Genomic DNA, 22,215 nt, shown 5'->3' with positions numbered 1-22,215 from the left:
AGCGACGTTAACCGAAAAACTCTATAGGTTCGGCTGATAACAGCACAGGATCGGCGTTGAATTTACCGCTTGGCCATAATGATGATTTACTTTCAGTCGCGACTGCACATGCACGCGATGCCGATGCGCTGTGTCTCGATGTAGCCGCAGTTATTTTCCCATCAGCCGCCCATACGCCTTCCGAAGCAACAATAAGCGCAGTTTCGGTCAAATTACTTCAAATCGTACGGGATATTGAAATAAAACTCGCAGGTGACACGCGCGAGCCAAAAACATGGCCTTTGTTGGTGCGTTCCGGGTTTTTGCGTGACACCGCGCTGGTGGATTTCGCGATGGCGCGTGTTGCGGAAGACAGGCTTGATGCACGTATCGGTGTAGGGCAACCCGCTTATGTTACCGGATTATTGGATCACCCGAATGCAAATGTGGCCTACGCGGCGCAGATATTACTCGCCGCAGACAGCCTGCATCTGCGTGCCCAAGGGCGCACTTATCTAAATTTGCCACCAGAATTGCTGCACAAAAGCTGCTGGCGCGTCGTCGCTGCGCTGGAAGTTTCGCAAGGCGAAAGGTCTGACGACGTCATTAAGGCAGCCCAGACTCTTATCGGGCAATATGATGAAGCGCATACCGCCCCTGCTGCCGCACGCAAAATTGTCCACTTTCTCGGTGCGCAGATGCGCGCTGACCATTTAAACCCGCAAAAATGTGGCGGTCATCTTTTCGTGGCTCAGTTGGGGAATGAGCTCAATCTCGAACATGATCATATTCTACGGATTATGGACTTTGAGTCCGCATTTGGTTTCATGGTCATGCTTGCCGCAATGGGCATCCCGAAATCCGATGCGTTGCGTATATTGGTCGACCTGCGCAGCCAGATGCTGACGCCTCGGGAAGCCGCGATATTTGAAAAAAGCTATGCGGGTATCGACGCCAAGGACGCACTTGACGTTGTGATATCCTGGTCTGCATCACGGCTTTCCCTGTTGACGTTCGGACTGCGATGACTGGCGCTGATGTTCTCGCGCGTCCAATCACGGGCGAATTATCCCGCACCGGACATTTGCTGCGTGCCGATGACGAATTGGCACGTCTTCACGCGCGTGCGGGCGGCATAGATGGCGGTATTATCGCTTGTCCTGCCTTATTCGGTCTGGTGCAAATCGTATCGCGGCTCCAGATGCGCCTGGCGCGCGCCGTTACTGTTTCTGACGGCTCGGACAATCTGGAACTTTGGGTGGAGGCGGAACCCGCGGCTGATAATGTCCGTATTGCGATTTTGAGTTGGCAGAACAAAGCAGAAAGAGCGCTGAACGCGCCCTCCGGAGCGGCGTGGAACGCAGCCGATGAGACCCTAATACTCAGCTTTGATGCGTCACTTCGGCTTGTGCGTGCCACTGGTCCCGTCGGCGATGTCCTCCGCCATCAGGATTTTGGCGCAACCGCGCAAGATGTTGTCGCCCGCCTCCTCGGTGCTGATGCAGCCAAACATATCCGTAACATTCAGAATTTTGCTGCAATTGGCCGCTTGAGTGCGCGTCTGGGCAGCGCAACCGACGTTCTGTTGTGGGGAGAGCCGGATGCAAGCGCAGACGGCAGAATGACAGGCTACACCTTATACCTCTCGAAGCCAATATTGGGTACGTCTGTCGACATCAAGAAGCCCAGCCAGTTAAATCCGGGCGCTTTGTTCGGAAAAAATCTAGCGCCCGTACTGCGCCAACCGTTGAGCCGGATTATCGCAAATGCCGATACAATCGGGAGCGAGTTGCTTGGACCCGTCCGCGACAATTACGCGACCTATGCCCGCGATATCGCCAATGCGGCCCGACATCTTACTGCGCTGGTCGAGGATCTGGGTGATCTTGAGGCGGTGGAGCGACCCGGCTTCACAACAGCCCCGGACAAGATTGAACTTGGCGATATGGCGCGCCGCGTCGCTGGTCTTCTCGCGTTGAAGGCTGCGGACCACAGCATCATCCTGAAAGTGCCGGATGACACGCGGAAAGTGAACGCCACAGCAGAGTTCAGGCGTGTGTTGCAGATCATGCTCAATCTTGTAACCAATGCCATTCGTTACGCGCCCGATGGGACTGTTGTGACCGTGCAAATTTCCGCCGAGCAAAATTGGTCGGTGATTTCAGTCTCTGACCAAGGAAGCGGTGTGCAAGTGGCTGACCGCGAACGCATATTCCTGAAATTCGAACGCTTGGGCCGAACGGGTGACGGCGGCAGCGGGCTTGGCCTTTATATCTCCCGCCGCCTTGCCCGGTTCATGGGCGGTGACCTTACGGTCGGAGATGCAGAAGGCGGAGGCGCAATATTTACGATCCGCCTTCCACGGTAATTAACGCGCGTCAAACGCCGGATATGGCCGTTGATTGGGACCCGTGTACAGTTGGCGCGGACGGCCAATCTTTTGTGCAGGATCTGAAATCATTTCATTCCATTGGGCTACCCAGCCAACGGTCCGCGATAGCGCGAATAAAACGGTGAACATTTCGGTCGGGAAGCCAATTGCCGACAGGATGATACCCGAATAGAAATCCACATTGGGAAACAGCTTCTTCTCGATGAAATATGGGTCATTAAGCGCCATTTCCTCAAGTTGCATCGCAACGTCGAAAATCGGATCATTGATTTTTAACTCGGCCAGAACCTCACGCACGGTTTTCTGCATGACTGAAGCGCGTGGGTCATAATTTTTGTACACGCGATGGCCAAAGCCCATCAGACGGAATGGGTCGTTTTTGTCTTTTGCCCGTTCGATATAGTGCGGAATCCGGTCAGGCGTACCGATTTCACGCAACATGTTTAGCGCGGCCTCGTTTGCGCCGCCATGTGCTGGCCCCCAAAGGCATGCAATACCGGCAGCGATACACGCAAATGGGTTTGCCCCCGATGAACCGGCGAGACGGACGGTCGATGTCGACGCATTCTGTTCATGGTCGGCATGGAGGATAAAAATCCGGTCCATTGCGCGCTCGATTACCGGGTTCACCACATATTCCTCCGCCGGCACGCCGAAGGTCATGCGCAGAAAATTGCCTGTGTAAGACAAGCGATTGTCAGGATAGACAAATGGCTGACCGACCGAATATTTGTACGCCATGGCCGCAATTGTAGGCATTTTGGCTATCAAGCGATGGCTCGAAATCATCCGATGTGTCGGGTCGCTAATGTCCGTTGAATCGTGATAAAAGGCAGACAATGCGCCAACGACACCGCACATGATTGCCATGGGGTGCGCATCGCGCCGGAAACCCCGATAGAAAGTCGCTAATTGCTCATGCAGCATCGTGTGCCGCGAGATCGTGTAGCTGAACTGTTCCAACTGTTCCTTGGATGGTAGCTCGCCATTGAGTAACAAATAGGACACTTCCATAAAGCTGGATTGCTCCGACAGTTCTTCGATCGAATAACCACGATGCAACAATATGCCCTTGTCACCATCGATGAACGTCAGCGCAGACTCGCAGCTTGCGGTAGACGTGAAGCCTGGGTCAAAGGTAAAATGATCTGAGGCGGCGTATAGTTTGCGGATATCGATCACGTCCGGTCCTTCCGAACCCTTCATGATAGGCAAGTCAAAGCTGGTATCGCCAACGGTGAGCGTTGCGTTATTCTCGGCCATTTTCAAACTCCATATCTTGCTAAACTATAAACGGGCCGCCTGTTGCACAGGCATATTTTCGTTTTCGGTATCGGACACACAAATCGCCCGATAGGTTTACATAAGGCCCTGCAAATGCCAATTTTTCTTGGGGAGAAGTTGGCTGTATTATGCCTAGCCCAATGCTAGCAAATTCTGCAGGCGTCAAGGCAAACAATAGGTTCATATCGGCTTATGAATTGCACTTTACGTGCATGCTGCTAACCAATTGATGTGAATGAACAAACCGGTAATTTAACCTATTCTGTTGCAGCCCGGTTTCGCAAGAAATTGACATTGTTCAGCATCATCGAGAATTGGCTAGACCGCGAACGCGACCAATTGCCGCTCTGGATCCCCGTAGGCATAGGAGTCGGCGTTGCGATTTGGCAATTCGGTGCCTTGTCGATGCTACCTGGCCTCGTACTGGCTTGCAGCGCAATCATTCTGGTTGCTGCATTGGCGCCATCAGGTGGCAGGTTGCGATTTATCTTGCAGATGCTTGCCCTTACAACCTTGGCTGGCTTCGCCCTGATCACCTTAAGGTCAGCAAATGTCGCCCAACCGGTGTTGGGTAAGATATGGATTGGTGAATTTTATGGGCGGATTGACGCGGTCGAAAACCTCTCTGCGCGTAACATATTTCGATTGCGCCTTGCCAGTGGTGGCCAATCGGGCTTGCCACCTTATGTTCGCGTCAATTTGTCACCTGAACAATATAAAAAGACATTCCAGCCTGGATCGGTGGTACGCATACGTGCGCGCCTTCTACCGCCTGCTGGACCAGCCTTGCCGGGGGGGTATGATTTTGGACGCCGCGCCTGGTTCCAACAAATCGGTGCCACGGGATCTGCATTGGGAAAGGTTTACCTCCATCAAGCAGCATCGAGCCGCCCCCTGTTTGCAACACAGCGCGAGGCGCTGACTCAACATATCCTGCGTGCCATGCCGCAAGGGACTGGAGCCATAGGCGCTGCATTGGTGACAGGGGATCAGGGGCACATCGAAGAAGCGGACGCGCAAGCCATGCGCGACAGCGGCTTGGCACATCTTCTTTCGATTAGCGGACTACATGTAACCGCAGTTGTTGGTTTTATATTTATCATCGTGAGCCGCACGCTGTCTTTATCTTCGTGGCTAGCTTTGCGCATTCGCATCCCGGTATACGCCGCCGCGGCCGCTGCATTTGGCGCTGTGGCCTATACATTACTCGCCGGCGCCGAAGTACCCACCGTTCGTTCGTGCATCGCCGCTTTGTTGGTATTGGTGGCGCTGGCGATGGGTCGGGATGCACTGACGCTGCGCCTGGTGGCTTTTGGCGCGCTGGTGGTGCTCTTATTCTGGCCCGAAGCCATGGCAGGCCCCAGCTTTCAACTCAGTTTCGCCGCCGTAGCAACAATTGTCATCCTCCACGAATTGCCTGCCATGAAGCGCTTTGCGCAAATCCGGGATGAGCCGTTGGCCAGTAAAGCGTTGCGCGCAGTGGCATCGCTTGTTCTAACCGGCCTTGCCATTGAACTTGTCCTTGCGCCCATTGCATTATTCCATTTCCACAAGGCCGGCCTTTATGGTGCTTTTGCCAATGTGGTTGCTATCCCGCTGACGACATTTTTTATCATGCCGATGGAGGCCTTGGCGCTGTTGTTTGACATTTTTGGTCTGGGGTCACCCTTTTGGTGGCTAGCGGGGCAAGGCATTGCAGCCATACTTGCAATAGCACATCATATCAGCGGCCTACCCGGCGCGGTAACAATGATGCCAGCCATGCCCAATTGGGCTTTCGTTGCATTTGTCAGTGGCGCGCTCATCTTCGGGTTACTGGGAACCCGAGTCCGTTTTGTCGGTATCCCGCTTTGGTTCATTGGGACTATCGCAATGGTCACGGCACCGCGCCCCGACATATTGGTTACAGGCGACGGCAAACACATGGCATTGGTGCGGCCCAATGGCGAAGTTGCATTATTGCGCGGCAAAGCTGGCGATTTCGTGCGTGACATGATCTTTGAACAGGCGGGAAGCAACAAGATTGCGACGCCAATCGAGCAATGGCCCGGAGCCAAATGTACAGCCGACAATTGCGTGATCAACCTGTCACGCAATGGCCGGTCATGGACGGTACTTGCCACGCGCACGGCGAACCCAATTCCCGTCATGGAGATGGCGGCGGCTTGTAAACGCGTCGACATCGTCGTTAGCGACCGATGGTTGCCGCAATCCTGCCGCCCAAGATGGATAAAGGCAGACCGCAACTTTCTCGAACGGAGCGGCGGTCTGGCTATTTACTTGCCAGGCCAGCGCGTGCTCACGGCGCATGATAGCAATCGACATATGCCTTGGGTGCACGCCGCGGAGGGCGCGCGAGCTAAGGTCGATTAACTCAATGATATCTGCGTAATAGACCGGCTAGCTTACCCTGAACCTCAACTTCATGCGGCGCATAATATTGAGGCTCGTAGCTGCCATTTGCTGGATCAAGGCGGATCTGCTGCCCTTCGTGCCGCAGATACTTCAGCGTTGCTTCCTCACCGCGCACCAGCGCGACGACAATTTCACCATCGCGCGCGGTATTTGCCTTGCGGATCAAGGCATAATCGCCGTCCAAGATACCCGCTTCGATCATGGAGTCGCCAGACACTTCAAGCGCATAATGCTCGCCGGCCCCCAGCAATGCCATCGGGACTGACAACGAACTCTGGCCTTCAAGCGCCTCAATCGGCACGCCCGCGGCGATCTTGCCGTGAAAAGGAATTTCCAACACGTCATTCGCCGCAACAGGAAGCTGCATCTGCGGCCTGCTTTCACTCGCGGCAGGCGCAAGCCGTGTCACATTGCCAGCGCGCACATTCCCGCCTTCGGGCAATTTCACCACTTCAAGTGCGCGTGCGCGGTTGGCGAGACGCCGGATGAAACCGCGTTCTTCCAACGCGCCGATCAAACGGTGAACCCCCGACTTGCTTTTCAAATCGAGCGCTTCCTTCATTTCTTCGAACGAGGGGGAAATGCCACTTTCATCAAGTCGCTGGTTAATGAACACAAGCAATTCATGCTGTTTCGCCGTAAGCATATTCAGGGTTCCATCCTGTTGAACATGAACAGAACGATTAGAGAACAAAAGCGGTTAAGTCAACGACAATCGCACATATTGTGTTCTGATTTCACGACAGTCGCATATATTGCACTTCAGAACCCTCAGGCCGGGCTGGGACATTAATGGGTTGCACAAGCAGAGCGTTCGCCAGCGAAAGCGGCGCGGTCATTCCACTGTCCTGTCTTCCAAATACAGTGATCGTGCCATTCTCGACCCGTGCACGCACATATTCTGTTCTTTCGCCGCCTGCGGGAAGGTCGGTGCCGGTTGTTGCCAGGTGCATTTCTGGAAACGGGTTTTTGCACCCCGCCATATGCCGGACAAGTGGCAGCAGGAACAAAAAAGCCGTGACAAATGCGGACGAAGGGTTGCCGGGTAGTCCCAACACAATTGTATCGCCAATTTGTCCCGCCATTAGCGGTTTTCCCGGGCGAATGGCGACTTTCCAGAAATCCATCCGCGCGCCAATGTTCAGCAATGCGGGTTGCACCAAATCATGGTCGCCCACCGATGCTCCGCCAGTGGTGACAATGATATCTGCTTGGCTGGCCAGAGTTTTAAATCTGGCTTCAAGTTCCACGAGATTATCGGCCACGATGCCGGCATCATGAACTTCGCACGGCGCGTCCATCAGCATTGCGCGAAGCATTGGGCTGTTTGAGGAGGGTATTTGTGCCTGTCCACAGTGCCGGCCAGCAGCGACCAGTTCGTCTCCGGTGGCAACGATAGCGACGCGCGGCCACTGGACCACCGGTACAGCGCCAAAGCCTGCCATGGCCGCAAGGGCGATGGGTCCGGCGCTAAGACAAATTCCCTCGGGTAATATTGGGGCCCCTGCCATAAAATCCCCTCCCGCCCGCCGGACATGGGTACCGGGTGGTGGGGCCGTTACATCCACTGCGGTCAGAATTTCGCCATCACGCGCTGCGTTTTCCTGAATAAGGACGCAATCCGCGTTCTGAGGAAGATGGGCTCCTGTAAAGATACGCACAGCTTCACCTGCACCAACTTCTCCCGAAAACGGATGTCCCGCCGCGCTTTCGCCGATCACGCGCCACGGTCCCGGAAAATCGGCGCTGGACATGGCGTATCCATCCATTGCGGACAGATCAGCCGCTGGTTGCGTGCGGATTGCGGCCAATGGTTCCGATAAATAATGTTGTGTGGCTTTGGCCAAATCGAGTTCGATGGACGGCAAGGGCGAAGCCAGTGCCAACAATCTGGCCTGAGCTTCGTTGACAGAAATCATGCGTGCCAGTCGCCGGATTTGCCACCTGTTTTGGACAGCAATCGAATGTCTGACATGACCATCGACTTATCGAGCGCCTTGGCCATGTCGTACAAGGTGAGAAGCGTGACCGTAACTGCAGTCAGGGCCTCCATTTCGACGCCAGTCGGGCCATTCAGCCGCACGCGTGCTTCCACACGGATTGCCGATTGTTCAAATTCAAAATCGACTGTAATTTTCGAGAGCATCAACGGGTGACATAAGGGGATAAGGTCGCTGGTTTTCTTCGCCGCCATGATTCCGGCGATGCGCGCGGTTCCCAAAACATCGCCCTTTTTCAAATTGCCCGCGCGCACAGCCTCAAGCGCGTCCGCCGACATGCTTATCCGACCCTCGGCAACCGCCTCACGTGCAGTGTCCGCTTTGGCCGATACGTCGACCATATATGCACTGCCATCGGCACCAAGATGCGTCAGATCAGCCATGACCGGTGAGCAGCCTTTGCGTTGCCGCCTGAATATTATCCTGCCGCATCAGGCTTTCCCCGACGAGAAACGTATTAATCCCCGCATCCGCCATCCGCACGCAATCGGCGTGGGTCGAGATGCCGCTTTCGCAGACGAGCAGTATCTCGTCCGGCACAAGTTTCGCCAAACGCTCGGTCGTGGCGAGATCAACTTCAAAAGTCTTCAAATTGCGGTTGTTCACACCAATAAGTTTCGACTTCAGATGCTTGAGTGCGCGCTCCATTTCATCCTCGTCATGGACCTCGATGAGGATATCCAGATTTTCGATCCGGGCAGCGTCTTCAATTTCGGCCATCGACACATCGTCAAGCGCAGCGACGATAATCAAGATGGCATCACCGCCCATTTGCCGCGCCTCTGCACATTGCCATGGGTCGACCATGAAATCCTTGCGGATGACGGGCAGGTCGCATGCGGCGCGCGCTGCGACCAGATAATCTTCATGCCCCTGAAAATATGGGGCATCGGTCAACACGGACAAGCAAGCAGCACCACCCGCCTGATAAGCCGCAGCATGTGCCGCCGGATTGAAGTCAGCACGAATGAGGCCTTTTGACGGACTGGCTTTCTTGATCTCCGCAATGAGCGCGATACCGGCCTTGGCCTTGGATCGCAGCGCCGCTTCAAAGCCGCGTGGCGCAGACGGAACCGGCCAATGCGCGATACCGTGCCGCTTGCGTGCCGCAACTTCTTCACGCTTTGTTGCGCAGATTTCGGCGAGCTTGTCGGTCATCAATATTGTACCCAGCAATTCAGCAACGCATTGGCAAGTCCTTTGTCGATTGCTTCAGCTGCATCTTCAACGCCTTCTGGCATTGTCTCAACGACGCCTGCCACCAACAAAGCCTCAGCGGCATTGAACAACACGGCATCGCGATACGCACCATGTTCACCCTGTAACAGCTTACGCAACTCCAACGCATTATGCTGTGCATCGCCGCCCCGAATGGCAGAAACCGGATATACGGGGAGGCCAGCGTCGGCAGCGCTCGTGCGTTGAAACCGAACGCCCGCAGGTTCGACCACTGCGACTTCATTCCCGCCTGCAAGGCTTAATTCGTCAAGACCCTCATCGCCCGAAATGATACGCGAATGCTCTGTGCCAAGATGATGCAATGCTTCGGCATAAACGGGCACATATGCAGGGCGTGCAATACCAATCAGCTGCCGCTTTACGCGCGCAGGGTTGGCAAGCGGGCCCATCAGGTTAAAAATCGTCCGTTGCCCGATGCGTTGGCGGATTGGCTGAATACGCTTCATCGCCGGGTGATGATTGGCGGCAAACAGGAAGCAAATGCCAAGATCGCGCAACGTTTCCTCAGCCATGCGTCCGGCGCGCTCCATGTCGAGGCCAAGCGCCTCCAACGTATCAGCCGCGCCCGCCTTGGACGACGCCGCACGGTTTCCGTGTTTGGCGACCGGTACTTCACAAGCCGCAACGACAATGGAAACGGCGGTCGAAACGTTCAGCGTGTGGTGCCCATCGCCGCCAGTGCCGCAGACGTCAATCGCGCCTTCAGGCGCATCAATGGGGATTAGGCGGTCGCGCATCGCTTGCGCGGCGGCGGCGATTTCAACCATCGTTTCGCCACGCGCAGTAAGCGCGATCAGGAACGCCTCAATCTCGGCTTCGGACGCGCGCGCGTCCAATATGTCGGCAAAAGCCTGCGCCGCCTCGTCATGGTCGAACAGGTGCTGCGGATCGGGAAGGACGCCGAATTGGTTCATGCCGCCAACCGCACGTCATCATTGTCGTGAACCGGGCATTCAAAAACATCCCCGTCCATATCGTCATCCTGAACTTGTTTCAGGATAGCAGGCGATGGTTGCGTGTTATGCTGAAACAAGTTCAGCATGACGAAGCTCGGGTAGGGCCGTGTGTCATGATGAAACATGTTCGGCATGACGAAACTTGGGTGGATTCGGGAAGCGACAAGGGGTTTCATGATGCCAACCACCCGTCACCTTGAACTTGTTTCAGGGTCTTAATCGCTGACACAGAAAAGTAAGATGCTGAAACAAGTTCAGCATGACTTGGCCTCCGAACCTTCACGCGCGTTCCTTCACTTCTATCCCGGCTATGCGCATAAAATTCGCAAGCATCGCATGGCCATGTTCGGTGGCAATGCTTTCGGGGTGAAACTGGACGCTGTGGATTGGCAGCGTCGCGTGGCGGAAACCCATGACGTGACCATCATCGCTCGTTGCATTTACAACCAACACAGGCGGGACATTTTCGACAATGAGCGAGTGATAGCGCGTTGCCTGAAAGGGGGAAGGCAGGCCAGCAAAAAGGCCGCTGCCGTCATGTGTCACTGGCGAGGTTTTGCCGTGCATTAATCCACCGCGTGCGACCGTGCCGCCGAAATGCTGCCCGATCGTTTGATGCCCGAGGCAAACTCCGAGCAACGGCTTGCCAGCTTCCGCACAAGCAGCCACGAGATCAAGGCTAACCCCGGCTTCATTCGGCGTTTTTGGACCAGGCGAAATGAGAAACGCCTGTGCGCCGGATGATAGTGCCTGACCTGCCGAAATATCGTCATTGCGGACAACGTCGACCTGCGCCCCAAGCTCCATCAGATAATGGACGAGGTTCCATGTAAAGCTGTCATAATTGTCGATGACTAGGATCATGCGCGGTCCCTAGCGACTTTGCCGCGCGGGTGGAAGAGGACTATTGCGCCAATAAGGCAGCGAGGTCATCCTTCCAGAATTTCGCCCATGTGTGCGTGCCATGTCCCTTTGTTTCAGGTGTCGCAGGAATGAGGATAAATTTGGCACTTGGCATCCTTTTCATTGCCAGCTCGGTGATGCCGTAACCGGACGGATTAATGAAATCATCGGCAGAGTTGATCCATAAGGTCGGTGCTTTTATCGCCTCAAGCGTTGGCCACGGATTATAATTCCGCGAAGAATCCAATTGATAAATAATGTCATTGGCGTCGTTGCGCGTCACGATGCGTGCGAACGCCTGATCAGTGTAGGCTTCGGCTGCCGCGCGGGTAGGATATTGCGCCTGCAGCGCCAAGGGATTTGCGCCAGCAACAAGGCTAAGCGTTGCGGCGGTCCGTAAACCGGACAAGGGCGGCGAAGTATAGTTGCCCTCATTCCACGCCGGGTCGGCCTTGATCGCATCCATCGAAAGCTTGCGCCACATGCGGTTCTGCCCTGCAATTTCGACAGGCAAGCACGCAAACGGCGCCAGCTTTTCGACAGCTTCAGGGTAGCGCGCACCCCACATGAACGCGTGCATACATCCCATCGATGTGCCGAGAATGAGCTTCAGCTTTTTGATCCCAAGCGTTTTCGTCACCAATTGATGTTGCGTGGCAATCATGTCGGCATAGTCATATTTTGGGAATGCCATCCGCAGCCCGTCACTTGGCTTTGATGACTTTCCGTGACCAATATTGTCCGGCAAAATGATAAAATATTTCGATGTATCCAAAACTTGGCCTGCGCCAAAAAGCGCATCGGCAAATTGCGGTTGGAAAAATTGATGGCCGGTCCCGCCAGTGCCATGGAGTATCATCACCGCATTGGAGATATTCCCGCGCGCGTCACGCTTCGGCGTGCCCAAGGTGGTGTAGTGGATCTTCACCTCCGGCAGGCGTTCACCTGACGCGAAGGCATAATCCTTGATCACTGCATCCGCTTCTTTGGGAGTGGCAGTCTGGGCAAGAGCAGGGGCGTGAACGGCCGATAATAGGGCCAGTGAAGCTAGAAACAGATTACGCATGGTCGCATGCTAACCGTCTTTACGTGTGCGTCAAGCTACTGACCAAATTTTGCTTCACCGGCGACGCGAATGGCTTCGCGTGCGGCGGCAATGAGCGCGCCTGCCTTTGCTTCACACTCGCGCTGTTCATATTCGGGGTTGCTATCCGCGACTATGCCTGCGCCAGCCTGAACATGCATGACGCCGTCTTTCACAACGGCGGTACGCAGGACGATACAGCTGTCCATGTCGCCATTTGGCGAGAAATATCCGACGCCGCCAGCATAAGCGCCGCGTGTTTCTGGTTCAAGTTCGGCAATGATTTCGCAAGCGCGGACTTTCGGCGCGCCCGACACAGTGCCAGCAGGAAAGCCCGCAAACAGCGCGTCAATAGCATCCTTGTCATCGGCAAGTTCGCCTACGACGTTGGAGACGATGTGCATGACATGGCTGTAAAATTCGACCATGTAGCTATCTGTAACGGTCACGCTTCCGCCTTTAGTGACTCGGCCAACATCGTTTCGGCCCAAATCCAGAAGCATGAGATGTTCAGCGCGTTCTTTAGGATCGGCGAGCAAGGATGCCTTGTTTTCCGCGTCCTCAAGGCTGCTCTTGCCGCGCGGCCGCGTCCCTGCAATCGGCCTGATTGTGACCTCCCCGCCACGGGCACGGACCAATATTTCGGGGCTTGACCCAATGAGCGCAAAGCCGGGCAAGTCGATGAAATAGAGGAAAGGAGACGGGTTAATCCTGCGCAGCGCACGATATAAATGGATCGGGGGTAAATCAAATGGTGCGGTAAAGCGCTGCGCCAGTACGACCTGGAATATGTCGCCAGCCTCGATATAGTCCTTCGCCTTAGCCACCATCTGGCCGTAGCGTCCTTCTGGTAATACGGGTTGCAGCTGTAAGTTGACACCGTCGGTTTGGGTGTTTTGCGGCGCAGAGTCGACGCGTCCTGCGTCCAGCAAGCGTTCGGCTTCGTCCAAACGGTCATGGGCGTGTACAACGGCCTGTGGATCTTGACTGCCGGTCCATACAGGCGAGACAAGAAACATCTCGTCCTTCAGCCGGTCGAACAGGAGAATAACGGTTGGCCGAACGAAAAGCATATCCGGCAGTTCCAACGGAGATTGCGGCGCACGGGGCAGCTTTTCTACGAGGCCAATGGTCTCATAACCGAAATAGCCCACGAGGCAGGCCAGCGCTGGGGGCAGTTCATCAGGAACATCCATCCGGCATTCTGCGGCCAAAGCGCGCAAAGCGTCCAACGCCGGAAGCGGGGAGGGCACAAACGCGTCCCGGTCGGTCATCCATTGGGCGTTGATCTCGGCTTTGTTACCCGCAGCGCGGAATACGAGGTCCGGCGCAAGGCCGATCAGGCTATGGCGGCCGCGGGTTTCCCCGCCTTCAACCGATTCAAGTATAAAATCTCCGCGTTCTGCCACGAACAGCTTTAACGCAGCCGACACCGGCGTTTCGGTGTCAGCTATGCGTTTGCGCCAGATAAGCTGCGGTTTAGTTGCCGTCACGATTCGTCAGGCGCGTGCGGAGTTCCGCGATGCCGTCTTCATTCTTCTCGACGCCTGCGTGTTTCGCGGCCGACACGATCATCTGCGCTGCATATTCCTGTTGCAGCACGCCGGACAATTCCTGTTTGCGCGCACGGAGCATGTCGGTATTACCGCGCGCGTCACCTTTGACAACATCGGTGAGATATACGACGTACCAACCGCGATCACCGCCAGCTTGAACGATCTTCGCCGTTCCCTTTTTCATTGCAAACATGAGCGACAAGGGCGGTGGCACCTGCTGGCCCTCGCGTGAAATGTCGGCGCGGGTACCGCTCAAGCGCTCAACCTGCGCGCCATTTATTTTGGCTGCAGCAAGCGCCGCCTCGAGCGTTTGGCCACCATCGACCGCCTTGCGCAGCGTGTCTGCCGCCAAACGAGCGCCTTTGGCACCTTCAGATTGCGCCCATTGTTGTTGCACAAGCGCGCGAACTCCGGCCAATGGCGGCGGCGCTGCTTCGTCGAAATCAGCAACCGCAATCATCGCGAATTTCTCGCCGGGGACCAGTTCAATCAACTGCGCTTCTCCGCCGGTTTCCATTTGAAAGGCAGCGGGCAAAATGGCCTGCATTTCGGGGATTGGCTTATAGGCAGGATTGCTGATGTCTTGCCCTGTCGCGAGCAGCTTGGGCGATGTGCTCACGGTTATCCCATTTTGCTTGGCAACGTCGGATATTGTCGCGCCATCGGCAAAGGCATCTTCGATCTCCGCCGTCATTTCAGTCAGCATTTCCTCGCTGCGCGTTTTCAAAAGCTCTTGTTCAATCTCGCCCCGCGCTGCGGCCAGCGTTTTTGCAGCCACATTGTTAACAGCATCTACGCGGACAACGGCCCATCCAAGCTTGCCGCGCGCTGGGGTGGCGACGGTGCCCTGCGCTGCGCTAAATGCCGCGTCTGCAACCGCTTGCGATGCAGAACTTGCGAGACTCGTTTTAGTCACATTGGCTGTCGAGGTAACTGCAAGTCCCAACTCGTTGGCCACTGCCGCAAGTGTTTTACCGGCCGCAACCTGCCCGGCGACTGACTTCGCTGCTGCCTCGGTTGGGACGATGACCTGGCTTATGTTTCGGGTTTGGGATGCGGCAAATTGGGCTGCGTTTGATTTATAATATGCCGCTATATCGGCTTCGGTTGGCTTGGCACGTTGGGCAATGATATCGCTGCCGAAAATGGCATAGCTAACGGCACGTTTTTCGGGAATCGTAAATTTTGCGGCATTGTCGCTGTAAAATTTGGTCAACACTGAGTCGCTTGGGGCGCTCTTGGGAAGAAAGGCTGTCGCAGGGACCGATGCAATCTGACCGGCACGCTGTTCAAGCATTAACGATGCATAAGGCAGTACCATTCCATCGGGCGCAGTTGGTCCACTGGCTGCTGCTGGCAGGATTTGCTGCGCAAACAAGTTTTGCGTAAGGTCATCACGGATTGCTTTTTCGCTTACGCCGATTTGCTGCGCAAACGCGCGAAAGGCCTCCGCGCTAAATTTGCCGTCGAGCCCCATTGCTCCAGGTATTTTGCGAATTTCGGAGTCAACAAGCCGTTTGCTGACAGCAACGCCAATTTCGTCGCCAAACACCGCAATAGCATAGCGGTTAATCAACTGCTCCAATGTTGAATCAAGACCACCACCTTCGACGAAGCGCACCATATCAAGTGTGGGATTATCCTGTCGTTCCGCCCGCATGCGGTTTTCCAGCGAGTCATTTAGTTCACCCAAGGTGATATTTCTATCGCCAACACGCGCGACGTTCCCGCCACTTAAGCCACCAAAATTCCCAGATCCGCTCACATCACCCAGCGCAAAAGCAATTGCAATTAAGCCAATGAACACCAGCGCAAAAAGTGCGCCAAATTTCGAGTTTATGAGTGAACGAATGGAGCTAATCATAAGCATCGATTTCCTGAATATGCGGCACAATCTGCCTTTTGCTGGCCGCTTTAGTCGGCAAGACGATGGCAATCAAGGGATAGACTTGCCCAAGCGATGGAAAGCATGGAATAGCCCGTTCAAGATTCGCGTCATGAAAAGCAGAGGTACCTAATGCGCAAGTTTATCGTCGGTAATTGGAAAATGAACGGCACATCGCGTGATTTGAAGGAAATAGAGGCAATCGCTTCTGCGGCGCAGGATTATGTTTCGGTGGATTCGGCCTTATGTGTCCCGGCAACGTTGATTGATCGCGCTGTCCGGCAAATCGGGAGTTTTTCGATTGGCGGCCAAGACTGCCACATGCTTACCGAAGGAGCGTTTACAGGTTGTGTTTCCGCCGAAATGTTAGGCGATGCCGGTGCCGTGCTGACGATCGTGGGCCACAGTGAGCGGCGAACAGCGCAACATGAATGCGATATCGATATCTGCGCAAAGGCCGAAGCAGCGCATGCCGCCGGCTTGCATGCAATCGTCTGCGTTGGGGAAACGCTCAACGAGCGCGAATCCGGCAAGGCCTTGGATGTCGTGTTAAAGCAACTTGGTGCGTCACTACCTGACACCGCGGCCGGCAACTGGCTCTGCGTAGCTTATGAGCCTGTTTGGGCAATTGGCACTGGCCGAGTAGCTGGACCAGATGACGTTGAAGAAATGCACGGGGCCATCCGATCTGCGCTAGCGCAGCGATTTGGTGAGGAGGGCAACGCTATCCGCATTTTATATGGTGGATCGATGAACGGTGAAAACGCTGCGCAGCTTCTGGCCTTAGATAATGTTGACGGCGGGCTGATTGGCGGGGCTAGCTTAAGTGCAGCGAAATTCGAGCCCATATTGGCTGCGGCCGAAGCGCTCAGCAAATAGCATTGAAGAATTGCGATCCGGTCGCTATGTGGGCGAAATCACCGGCGGAACGCTTTCTTTAATTTTTCGGGATTTTTCATGGGCCTTTTTCATTTTCTCATTGTTGTTCAGGCCATCATAGCCGCGTCACTTGTCGGCATCATTTTAATGCAACGGTCCGAGGGCGGCGGTCTGGGTATGGGCGGGAGCCCATCCGGTCTGATGTCGGCGCGCGGTGCCGCCGATTTTCTAACACGCACAACGACGATCTTGGCAACGCTGTTTATCTTATTGTCTATCTCGCTTGCGTTCGTGGCGGCCAAGAAGGGGAATACTGGCCCAATCGATGATAGCCTGCAGCGTACCGAAGTACCTGCGACACAAACACTTCCGGCTACTTCAGCACCAGGAAATCCTGCGCCAGCCGTGCCCGCACCCGGAACTGAAGTGCCGCTCGACAAATAATCGCCGTCCACAGCAAAACGATCTTTACACAGTTTATTTTTGCGTAGGCGGATTCGTTCGCTTGTGTTTTATGGGAAGAATAGTCTAGGCCTTTTCTCCCATGACACGGTTCATTTTTATCACCGGTGGCGTGGTCTCCTCGCTTGGCAAAGGTCTTATGGCAGCATCGCTTGCTGCCCTTTTGCAGGCGCGCGGGTACCGCGTACGCATCCGGAAATTCGACCCCTATCTCAATGTTGATCCTGGCACCATGTCGCCATATCAGCATGGCGAAGTATATGTGACGGACGATGGCGCCGAAACTGACCTTGATCTTGGTCATTATGAACGCTTTACGGGCGTATCAGCGCGGCAGTCCGATAACATTACGTCCGGACGGATTTACCAGAATATCATTCAGAAGGAACGACGTGGCGACTATCTGGGCGCAACGGTTCAAGTAATCCCGCATGTCACCGATGCCATCAAGGAATTTGCCAAGGCAGAGACTCAGGACATGGATTTCGTCCTGTGCGAAATCGGTGGCACGGTGGGCGATATCGAATCTTTACCTTTCATTGAAGCCATTCGGCAGCTACGAAACGAGCTCGGGCGCGAACGTACGTTGTCCGTGCATGTTACTCTGGTGCCGTATATCGCTGCTGCGGGTGAGTTGAAGACTAAGCCAACCCAGCACAGCGTCCGCGAGTTGACGTCTCTTGGTATTCAGCCAGACGTATTGCTGTGCCGCTGCGAACACCCGCTCCCGGAAACCGAGCGGGCCAAAATTGCCGCGTTTTGCAATGTGCGCAAAGAGGCAGTCATTCCTGCGCTAGATGCGAAGAGTATCTATTCCGTACCATTGCAATATCATGCTGAGGGACTTGATAATGAAGTGCTGCGTGCGTTTGGGCTAGAGTCGGACGGCGAGCCTGATCTTGGCCGCTGGGACGATATTATTGACCGTCAATCTAACCCCGAGGGTGAAGTTACGATTGGTGTAGTGGGCAAATATGTTGGGCTCGCGGACGCATATAAATCGCTCAACGAGGCTTTGACGCATGGCGGCCTTTCCAACCGCGTAAAGGTCAATGTGAAATGGCTTGATGCAGAGCTTTTTGAACAATCCGAACATGACATCGCTGCGGCACTCGAACCAATGGACGCAATCTTGGTCCCCGGCGGATTTGGTGAGCGTGGATCGGAAGGTAAAATTGCTGCAGTAAAATTTGCACGTGAGCGGCACGTGCCCTTTTTCGGTATTTGTCTGGGAATGCAAATGGCTTGTATTGAGGGCGCTCGCAACACCGCTGCGATTGCCGCAGCCTCAAGTACCGAGTTCGGCGCAACGAGCGAGCCTGTGGTCGGCATCATTACCGAATGGATGAGCCAAGAGGGTATTCAGAAACGCGAAACAGGTGGAGACATGGGCGGCACGATGCGCCTGGGTGCCTATGATGCCGTGTTGGACGGCAATAGCCATGTCGCGTCCATCTACGGAAGCCAAAATATTTCCGAACGCCATCGACATCGTTATGAAGTCAATGTTCATTACAAAGACGCGCTGGAGCAGGGGGGGCTTGTCTTCAGTGGTATGTCGCCGGACGGCGAACTGCCGGAGATCGTCGAACGGCCCGATCATCCCTGGTTTATTGGTGTACAGTTTCACCCGGAATTAAAATCTAGGCCGTTTGCGCCGCATCCCCTTTTTGCAAGCTTCGTGAAGGCAGCGGTGAAGCAAAGCCGTCTGGTGTAGTTAGGGCTCGTTCCGAGCCGAGTGTATTGCAGAAGCGGAGGGGGCGGACGAAGTGTCACCCGCCCCGAACTTCAACACTTACGCGGCGCGTGGGCCTTTTTTCTTGGGCGCGTCCTCGTGCTCTATTACCGTTGGCGCAGTTTTGGCACCAATCTCAATCTTGCGCGGTTTCAATGCCTCAGGCACTTCACGCACCAAGCTGATGATCAGCAGTCCATCGGCCATTTCTGCGTCCGTAACATGAATATGATCGGCCAGTTGAAACCGGCGTTCAAAGTTTCGGCTAGCTATGCCCATGTGCAGGAAATCGCGATTGTCATTACCTTCGGCCTGTTTGCTGCCGGTAACAATTAACAAATTCTGTTGCGCAATGATGTCGATTTCATCCATCTTAAAACCGGCCACGGCGACGGTGACTTTATAGTCGTTTTCGCCAGTACGCTCGATATTGAAAGGTGGATAATTTTCATTCTGCGCCGAGCGACCTGTTGTTTCGAGAAGTTCGAACAGGCGGTCAAAGCCGACGGTATTGCGGCGATATGGTGTAAAATCAAAACGGTTCATGTCAAATTCTCCTTAAAGCAATTTGGTTTGCCCGCCCCGCAAATGCAGCGGAGGGCGTCTTCGTTTTGGAGCCTCGCGGCCTCCGCTAGGAGAGATTGGGATGCCGCCCAAAAATTGCAAGACCAAAAAATGCAGATGCAATGGACGTACAACGAAAAACAAGGCCGCCCGGAAATTCCGGACGGCCTAGCTCTGCGGCTTTGCTAGCGCGTAGTTCAATCCACTGCCGGTCCCCACCGGCGGGATTGCTTTTCCCCCTGAACCATCGGCCACAATGGGCACTCGACGAATTCGACATCTTTGTCATCCTTTGACCTTTGCAATGCAAATAGAACTCGACTCTACCTACCGCTTTTTTAAAAGCTGTTGCGCCGCTGCAACAATACTTGCCAGTTCGATTGGGGGGACTTAAGACCCCAAAATGCCAAATTTAATGATGAGTGCACGCACATGATATTGTCGCGTTATGAGCGTATGGTGGCGCGGCGTTATTTGCTTCCGGGCAAGGGGGAGGGCTTTATTTTTCTCGTGGCCAGCATCAGTCTGGTTGCCGTCGCATTGGGTGTGGCCGCGCTTATCATTGTGATGAGCGTCATGAACGGTTTCCGGGCCGAATTATTCGACAAGATCGTGGGCTTAAATGGTCATGCCGTGGTTCAGGGCTATGGCGGTCGTCTGGAGGATTGGCGGACGATACTGCGCGATGTGAAGAACACAGAAGGCGTTACTGACGCGACTGCGCTTATTGAACAGCCACTGCTCACCACGTTTAACGGCAGAGTTGAAGCCATTCTGGCCCGCGGAATGTCAGTGGAGGACATTCTCAAAAACGAGACGTTGAAGGGCAAGACCGTTGCCGGTGACCTCAAGGCGCTGAGCGCGGATGAGGACAAGGTCGCCATAGGCTCCCGGCTTGCGCAAAATTTAGGCGTTCGGGTCGGGCAAAGCGTTACGATCATCAATCCTGCCGGTCGGACAACACCATTTGGAACGGTTCCGCGTGAGATTTCTTACGAAGTTGCGGCGATTTTCGAGGTCGGGGTGTATGATTATGACAAGGCCTTTGTCATCATGCCCATCGAACGTGCGCAGCTTTTGATGCTGATGGGTAACGAAATCGGCATGATCGAGATTAAGACCGAAAATCCGGACAAGGTGAATGAAATTCTCGCGCCTTTACTCCCCAAGCTTGAAAACAAGGGACAGATTGTAGACTGGAAGAGCATGAATGCATCTTTATTCGAAGCGTTGGCGGTGGAGCGAGTGGCGATGTTCGTGGTTTTGTCGATCATCGTGTTGGTTGCGGTTTTCAATATCTTGTCATCACTAATCATGCTGGTGCGCGCCAAAACGCGCGATATTGCAATCTTGCGCACAATGGGCGCATCGCGCAAATCATTGCTGAAAATCTTTATGACGGTCGGGTTGCTGATTGGTTCTTCGGGCATCGTGCTCGGGATGATTTTGGGAGCGATCTTCTTATATTTCAGACAGTCGGTGGTGAACTTCATTCAGTTTGTCACAGGTCAAAATTTGTGGGATCCCTCGATAAGGTTTTTGACCGAGTTGCCGTCGCGTACCGATCCAATTGAGGTATTGGCGATCTGCGGACTTGCGTTGCTATTCAGCTTCCTTGCCACTCTATATCCGGCGCTGAAAGCCGCCAGTACGGACCCAGTTCAGGTGCTGCGCTATGAATGATATCTTGGAACTGGTTGATGTCCGCCGTCAGTTTGAGCAAGGCGACGTGACTATTGAAGTCCTGCGCGGCGTCAATCTGGCCATTGGCAAGGGTGAACTCGTCGCGTTGCTTGGACCTTCGGGATCGGGCAAATCAACCTTGCTTCAAGCAGTCGGCCTGTTGGAGGGCGGGTTTTCGGGGTCAATCAAACTCGATGGCGAAGAAGTCAGTGAAGCAGGGGTTGATCGCCAGACCGACATTCGTCGCCAAAAGCTTGGCTTTGTTTATCAGTTTCACCATTTGTTGCCGGACTTTGACGCGCTAGAGAACGTCATATTGCCGCAATTGATTGCTGACGCTTCGCCTGAAGTTGCACTTGATCGGGCGACCTATTTATTGACGCAGCTTGGCCTATCTGAGCGCCTTCATCATCGCCCGTCAAAGCTATCGGGCGGCGAGCAGCAACGCGTTGCTGTTGCAAGAGCCTTAGCAAACCGGCCAAAATTGGTGCTTGCGGATGAGCCCACGGGTAACCTGGACGAGCATACCGCCGATATTGTGCTGGGTGAATTTATGGCGTTGGTCCGCGAAGAGGGATCTTCTGCCATTGTGGCCACGCATAACGAACGGTTAGCGGCAAAAATGGATCGCGTCGTGCGTTTGCATGAGGGTAAGTTGGGCTAAGAAGAGGAGAATGTCGATGTCACTCTATGACTTTTCGGTGCAAATGCCGGGCGGCCAGGCCGAAGCAATGGCAACGCACAAGGGCAAAGTGCTGCTTGTCGTCAACACTGCTTCCAAATGTGGGTTCACGCCGCAATATAAGGGGCTTGAGGCTCTATACCGGCAATATAAGGATCAAGGTCTGGAAATACTCGCATTCCCTTGCAATCAATTTGGCGCGCAAGAGCCTGGCGATGAACAGGAAATTCAGAACTTCTGTTCGCTGACATATGATGTATCATTTCCGCTTGCGGCTAAAATTGATGTCAATGGAACGGGTGAAGACCCGCTGTGGCATTACCTGAAGCAACAGCAGGCTGGCCTTATGGGGTCACGCGGAATTAAATGGAATTTCACCAAATTTCTTGTGGACAGGATGGGTAATGTCGTCGCGAGGCACGGACCACAGGTTAAACCGGAAGCGCTTGCAAAAGATATCGAACGGCTGCTCGCTGAAAACGCATGATTGTCCACAGCGAAGCAGAAAACTTCGTTT

21 protein-coding genes are annotated in these 22,215 nt (G+C 54.5%); 9 read left to right on the top strand and 12 right to left on the bottom strand.

What is annotated here, in order from left to right; all coding sequences use genetic code 11:
- Positions 1 to 56 precede the first annotated feature (56 nt).
- Complete coding sequence (locus ACLL9E_RS02145; protein ID WP_411290099.1) at positions 57 to 1,007, top strand: hypothetical protein; 951 nt, start codon at positions 57 to 59, stop codon at positions 1,005 to 1,007.
- Entirely contained in the window at positions 1,004 to 2,347 is a 1,344-nt protein-coding gene (locus ACLL9E_RS02140; protein ID WP_411290098.1) for a sensor histidine kinase, read from the top strand. Before ACLL9E_RS02145 ends, ACLL9E_RS02140 begins: the two co-directional genes overlap by 4 nt.
- Here the strand turns inward: ACLL9E_RS02140 and ACLL9E_RS02135 are convergent, their stop codons facing one another.
- The gene (locus tag ACLL9E_RS02135) at positions 2,348 to 3,634 is read right to left on the bottom strand and encodes a citrate synthase (RefSeq protein ID WP_411290097.1); all 1,287 of its coding nucleotides are present in this window, start codon (positions 3,632 to 3,634) and stop codon (positions 2,348 to 2,350) included.
- A 252-nt stretch (positions 3,635 to 3,886) separates the two neighbouring features.
- Here ACLL9E_RS02135 and ACLL9E_RS02130 point away from each other — a divergent pair, with 252 nt between their 5' ends.
- Positions 3,887 to 6,028 carry a ComEC/Rec2 family competence protein gene (locus ACLL9E_RS02130; protein WP_411290096.1) on the top strand — a complete coding sequence of 714 codons (2,142 nt, stop codon included), beginning with the start codon at positions 3,887 to 3,889 and terminating at the stop codon, positions 6,026 to 6,028.
- A 1-nt stretch (position 6,029) separates the two neighbouring features.
- On the opposite strand, the gene lexA is transcribed toward ACLL9E_RS02130, so the two are convergent.
- The 10 genes from lexA to ACLL9E_RS02080 form a co-directional block, all read right to left on the bottom strand.
- On the bottom strand, positions 6,030 to 6,716 hold the full coding sequence (gene lexA, locus ACLL9E_RS02125) for a transcriptional repressor LexA (protein ID WP_411290095.1): 687 nt from the start codon (positions 6,714 to 6,716) through the stop codon (positions 6,030 to 6,032).
- Between the two features lie 91 nt (positions 6,717 to 6,807).
- Entirely contained in the window at positions 6,808 to 7,989 is a 1,182-nt protein-coding gene (glp, locus tag ACLL9E_RS02120; protein ID WP_411290094.1) for a gephyrin-like molybdotransferase Glp, read from the bottom strand.
- Complete coding sequence (moaC, locus tag ACLL9E_RS02115; protein ID WP_411290093.1) at positions 7,986 to 8,453, bottom strand: cyclic pyranopterin monophosphate synthase MoaC; 468 nt, start codon at positions 8,451 to 8,453, stop codon at positions 7,986 to 7,988. The genes glp and moaC overlap by 4 nt, the downstream gene beginning before the upstream one ends.
- The gene (gene trpC / locus ACLL9E_RS02110) at positions 8,446 to 9,228 is read right to left on the bottom strand and encodes an indole-3-glycerol phosphate synthase TrpC (protein WP_411290092.1); all 783 of its coding nucleotides are present in this window, start codon (positions 9,226 to 9,228) and stop codon (positions 8,446 to 8,448) included. Before trpC ends, moaC begins: the two co-directional genes overlap by 8 nt.
- Complete coding sequence (gene trpD / locus ACLL9E_RS02105) at positions 9,228 to 10,223, bottom strand: anthranilate phosphoribosyltransferase (protein WP_411290091.1); 996 nt, start codon at positions 10,221 to 10,223, stop codon at positions 9,228 to 9,230. The genes trpC and trpD overlap by 1 nt, the downstream gene beginning before the upstream one ends.
- Positions 10,220 to 10,441 (bottom strand): hypothetical protein, encoded by a 222-nt coding sequence (locus ACLL9E_RS02100; protein WP_411290090.1) that lies wholly within the window; start codon positions 10,439 to 10,441, stop codon positions 10,220 to 10,222. Before ACLL9E_RS02100 ends, trpD begins: the two co-directional genes overlap by 4 nt.
- A 103-nt stretch (positions 10,442 to 10,544) precedes the next feature.
- Complete coding sequence (locus ACLL9E_RS02095) at positions 10,545 to 11,129, bottom strand: anthranilate synthase component II (RefSeq protein WP_411290089.1); 585 nt, start codon at positions 11,127 to 11,129, stop codon at positions 10,545 to 10,547.
- A 40-nt stretch (positions 11,130 to 11,169) separates the two neighbouring features.
- The gene (locus tag ACLL9E_RS02090; protein WP_411290088.1) at positions 11,170 to 12,234 is read right to left on the bottom strand and encodes an alpha/beta fold hydrolase; all 1,065 of its coding nucleotides are present in this window, start codon (positions 12,232 to 12,234) and stop codon (positions 11,170 to 11,172) included.
- Between the two features lie 35 nt (positions 12,235 to 12,269).
- Positions 12,270 to 13,745, bottom strand: coding sequence for an anthranilate synthase component I (gene trpE / locus ACLL9E_RS02085; protein WP_411290087.1), 1,476 nt, complete (start codon positions 13,743 to 13,745; stop codon positions 12,270 to 12,272).
- Complete coding sequence (locus ACLL9E_RS02080; protein ID WP_411290086.1) at positions 13,732 to 15,678, bottom strand: peptidyl-prolyl cis-trans isomerase; 1,947 nt, start codon at positions 15,676 to 15,678, stop codon at positions 13,732 to 13,734. Before ACLL9E_RS02080 ends, trpE begins: the two co-directional genes overlap by 14 nt.
- Before the next feature lie 147 nt (positions 15,679 to 15,825).
- Here ACLL9E_RS02080 and tpiA point away from each other — a divergent pair, with 147 nt between their 5' ends.
- The 3 genes from tpiA (at position 15,826) to ACLL9E_RS02065 (ending at position 18,751) form a co-directional block, all read left to right on the top strand.
- Complete coding sequence (gene tpiA, locus ACLL9E_RS02075) at positions 15,826 to 16,572, top strand: triose-phosphate isomerase (protein ID WP_411290085.1); 747 nt, start codon at positions 15,826 to 15,828, stop codon at positions 16,570 to 16,572.
- Between the two features lie 78 nt (positions 16,573 to 16,650).
- Positions 16,651 to 17,016, top strand: coding sequence for a preprotein translocase subunit SecG (gene secG / locus ACLL9E_RS02070; protein ID WP_411290084.1), 366 nt, complete (start codon positions 16,651 to 16,653; stop codon positions 17,014 to 17,016).
- A gap of 100 nt (positions 17,017 to 17,116) precedes the next feature.
- Entirely contained in the window at positions 17,117 to 18,751 is a 1,635-nt protein-coding gene (locus ACLL9E_RS02065) for a CTP synthase (protein ID WP_411290083.1), read from the top strand.
- Between the two features lie 78 nt (positions 18,752 to 18,829).
- Here ACLL9E_RS02065 and ACLL9E_RS02060 read toward each other — a convergent pair whose 3' ends face one another.
- The gene (locus ACLL9E_RS02060) at positions 18,830 to 19,315 is read right to left on the bottom strand and encodes an Hsp20 family protein (RefSeq protein ID WP_411290082.1); all 486 of its coding nucleotides are present in this window, start codon (positions 19,313 to 19,315) and stop codon (positions 18,830 to 18,832) included.
- 450 nt (positions 19,316 to 19,765) lie between these two features.
- On the opposite strand from ACLL9E_RS02060, the gene ACLL9E_RS02055 reads away from it, so the two are divergent.
- The 3 genes from ACLL9E_RS02055 to ACLL9E_RS02045 are packed head-to-tail and all read left to right on the top strand — an operon-like array spanning position 19,766 to position 22,185.
- Positions 19,766 to 21,016: a lipoprotein-releasing ABC transporter permease subunit gene (locus tag ACLL9E_RS02055; protein ID WP_411290081.1), complete on the top strand. Its 1,251-nt coding sequence runs from the start codon at positions 19,766 to 19,768 to the stop codon at positions 21,014 to 21,016.
- On the top strand, positions 21,009 to 21,680 hold the full coding sequence (locus ACLL9E_RS02050; protein ID WP_411290080.1) for an ABC transporter ATP-binding protein: 672 nt from the start codon (positions 21,009 to 21,011) through the stop codon (positions 21,678 to 21,680). Before ACLL9E_RS02055 ends, ACLL9E_RS02050 begins: the two co-directional genes overlap by 8 nt.
- Positions 21,681 to 21,696: 16 nt before the next feature.
- Positions 21,697 to 22,185 (top strand): glutathione peroxidase, encoded by a 489-nt coding sequence (locus ACLL9E_RS02045; RefSeq protein ID WP_411290079.1) that lies wholly within the window; start codon positions 21,697 to 21,699, stop codon positions 22,183 to 22,185.
- The last annotated feature ends 30 nt before the right edge of the window (positions 22,186 to 22,215 follow it).

It is taken from the genome of Sphingorhabdus sp., from assembly GCF_046596595.1.
In the GTDB taxonomy this organism is placed as follows: domain Bacteria; phylum Pseudomonadota; class Alphaproteobacteria; order Sphingomonadales; family Sphingomonadaceae; genus Sphingorhabdus_B.
The sequence above is the reverse complement of the archived record's forward strand: the minus strand, read 5'-3'. Positions and strand labels throughout refer to the sequence as shown.

Excerpts from the sequence above, each read along its gene's own strand:
- ACLL9E_RS02140 (WP_411290098.1), top strand. The coding sequence starts at position 1,004 with ATGACTGGCGCTGATGTTCTCGCGCGTCCAATCACGGGCGAATTATCC.
- ACLL9E_RS02135 (WP_411290097.1), bottom strand. The coding sequence starts at position 3,634 with ATGGCCGAGAATAACGCAACGCTCACCGTTGGCGATACCAGCTTTGAC.
- lexA (WP_411290095.1), bottom strand. The coding sequence starts at position 6,716 with ATGCTTACGGCGAAACAGCATGAATTGCTTGTGTTCATTAACCAGCGA.
- glp (WP_411290094.1), bottom strand. The coding sequence starts at position 7,989 with ATGATTTCTGTCAACGAAGCTCAGGCCAGATTGTTGGCACTGGCTTCG.
- moaC (WP_411290093.1), bottom strand. The coding sequence starts at position 8,453 with ATGGCTGATCTGACGCATCTTGGTGCCGATGGCAGTGCATATATGGTC.
- trpC (WP_411290092.1), bottom strand. The coding sequence starts at position 9,228 with ATGACCGACAAGCTCGCCGAAATCTGCGCAACAAAGCGTGAAGAAGTT.
- trpD (WP_411290091.1), bottom strand. The coding sequence starts at position 10,223 with ATGAACCAATTCGGCGTCCTTCCCGATCCGCAGCACCTGTTCGACCAT.
- ACLL9E_RS02100 (WP_411290090.1), bottom strand. The coding sequence starts at position 10,441 with ATGAAACCCCTTGTCGCTTCCCGAATCCACCCAAGTTTCGTCATGCCG.
- ACLL9E_RS02095 (WP_411290089.1), bottom strand. The coding sequence starts at position 11,129 with ATGATCCTAGTCATCGACAATTATGACAGCTTTACATGGAACCTCGTC.
- ACLL9E_RS02090 (WP_411290088.1), bottom strand. The coding sequence starts at position 12,234 with ATGCGTAATCTGTTTCTAGCTTCACTGGCCCTATTATCGGCCGTTCAC.
- ACLL9E_RS02080 (WP_411290086.1), bottom strand. The coding sequence starts at position 15,678 with ATGCTTATGATTAGCTCCATTCGTTCACTCATAAACTCGAAATTTGGC.
- tpiA (WP_411290085.1), top strand. The coding sequence starts at position 15,826 with ATGCGCAAGTTTATCGTCGGTAATTGGAAAATGAACGGCACATCGCGT.
- secG (WP_411290084.1), top strand. The coding sequence starts at position 16,651 with ATGGGCCTTTTTCATTTTCTCATTGTTGTTCAGGCCATCATAGCCGCG.
- ACLL9E_RS02065 (WP_411290083.1), top strand. The coding sequence starts at position 17,117 with ATGACACGGTTCATTTTTATCACCGGTGGCGTGGTCTCCTCGCTTGGC.
- ACLL9E_RS02060 (WP_411290082.1), bottom strand. The coding sequence starts at position 19,315 with ATGAACCGTTTTGATTTTACACCATATCGCCGCAATACCGTCGGCTTT.
- ACLL9E_RS02055 (WP_411290081.1), top strand. The coding sequence starts at position 19,766 with ATGATATTGTCGCGTTATGAGCGTATGGTGGCGCGGCGTTATTTGCTT.
- ACLL9E_RS02050 (WP_411290080.1), top strand. The coding sequence starts at position 21,009 with ATGAATGATATCTTGGAACTGGTTGATGTCCGCCGTCAGTTTGAGCAA.
- ACLL9E_RS02045 (WP_411290079.1), top strand. The coding sequence starts at position 21,697 with ATGTCACTCTATGACTTTTCGGTGCAAATGCCGGGCGGCCAGGCCGAA.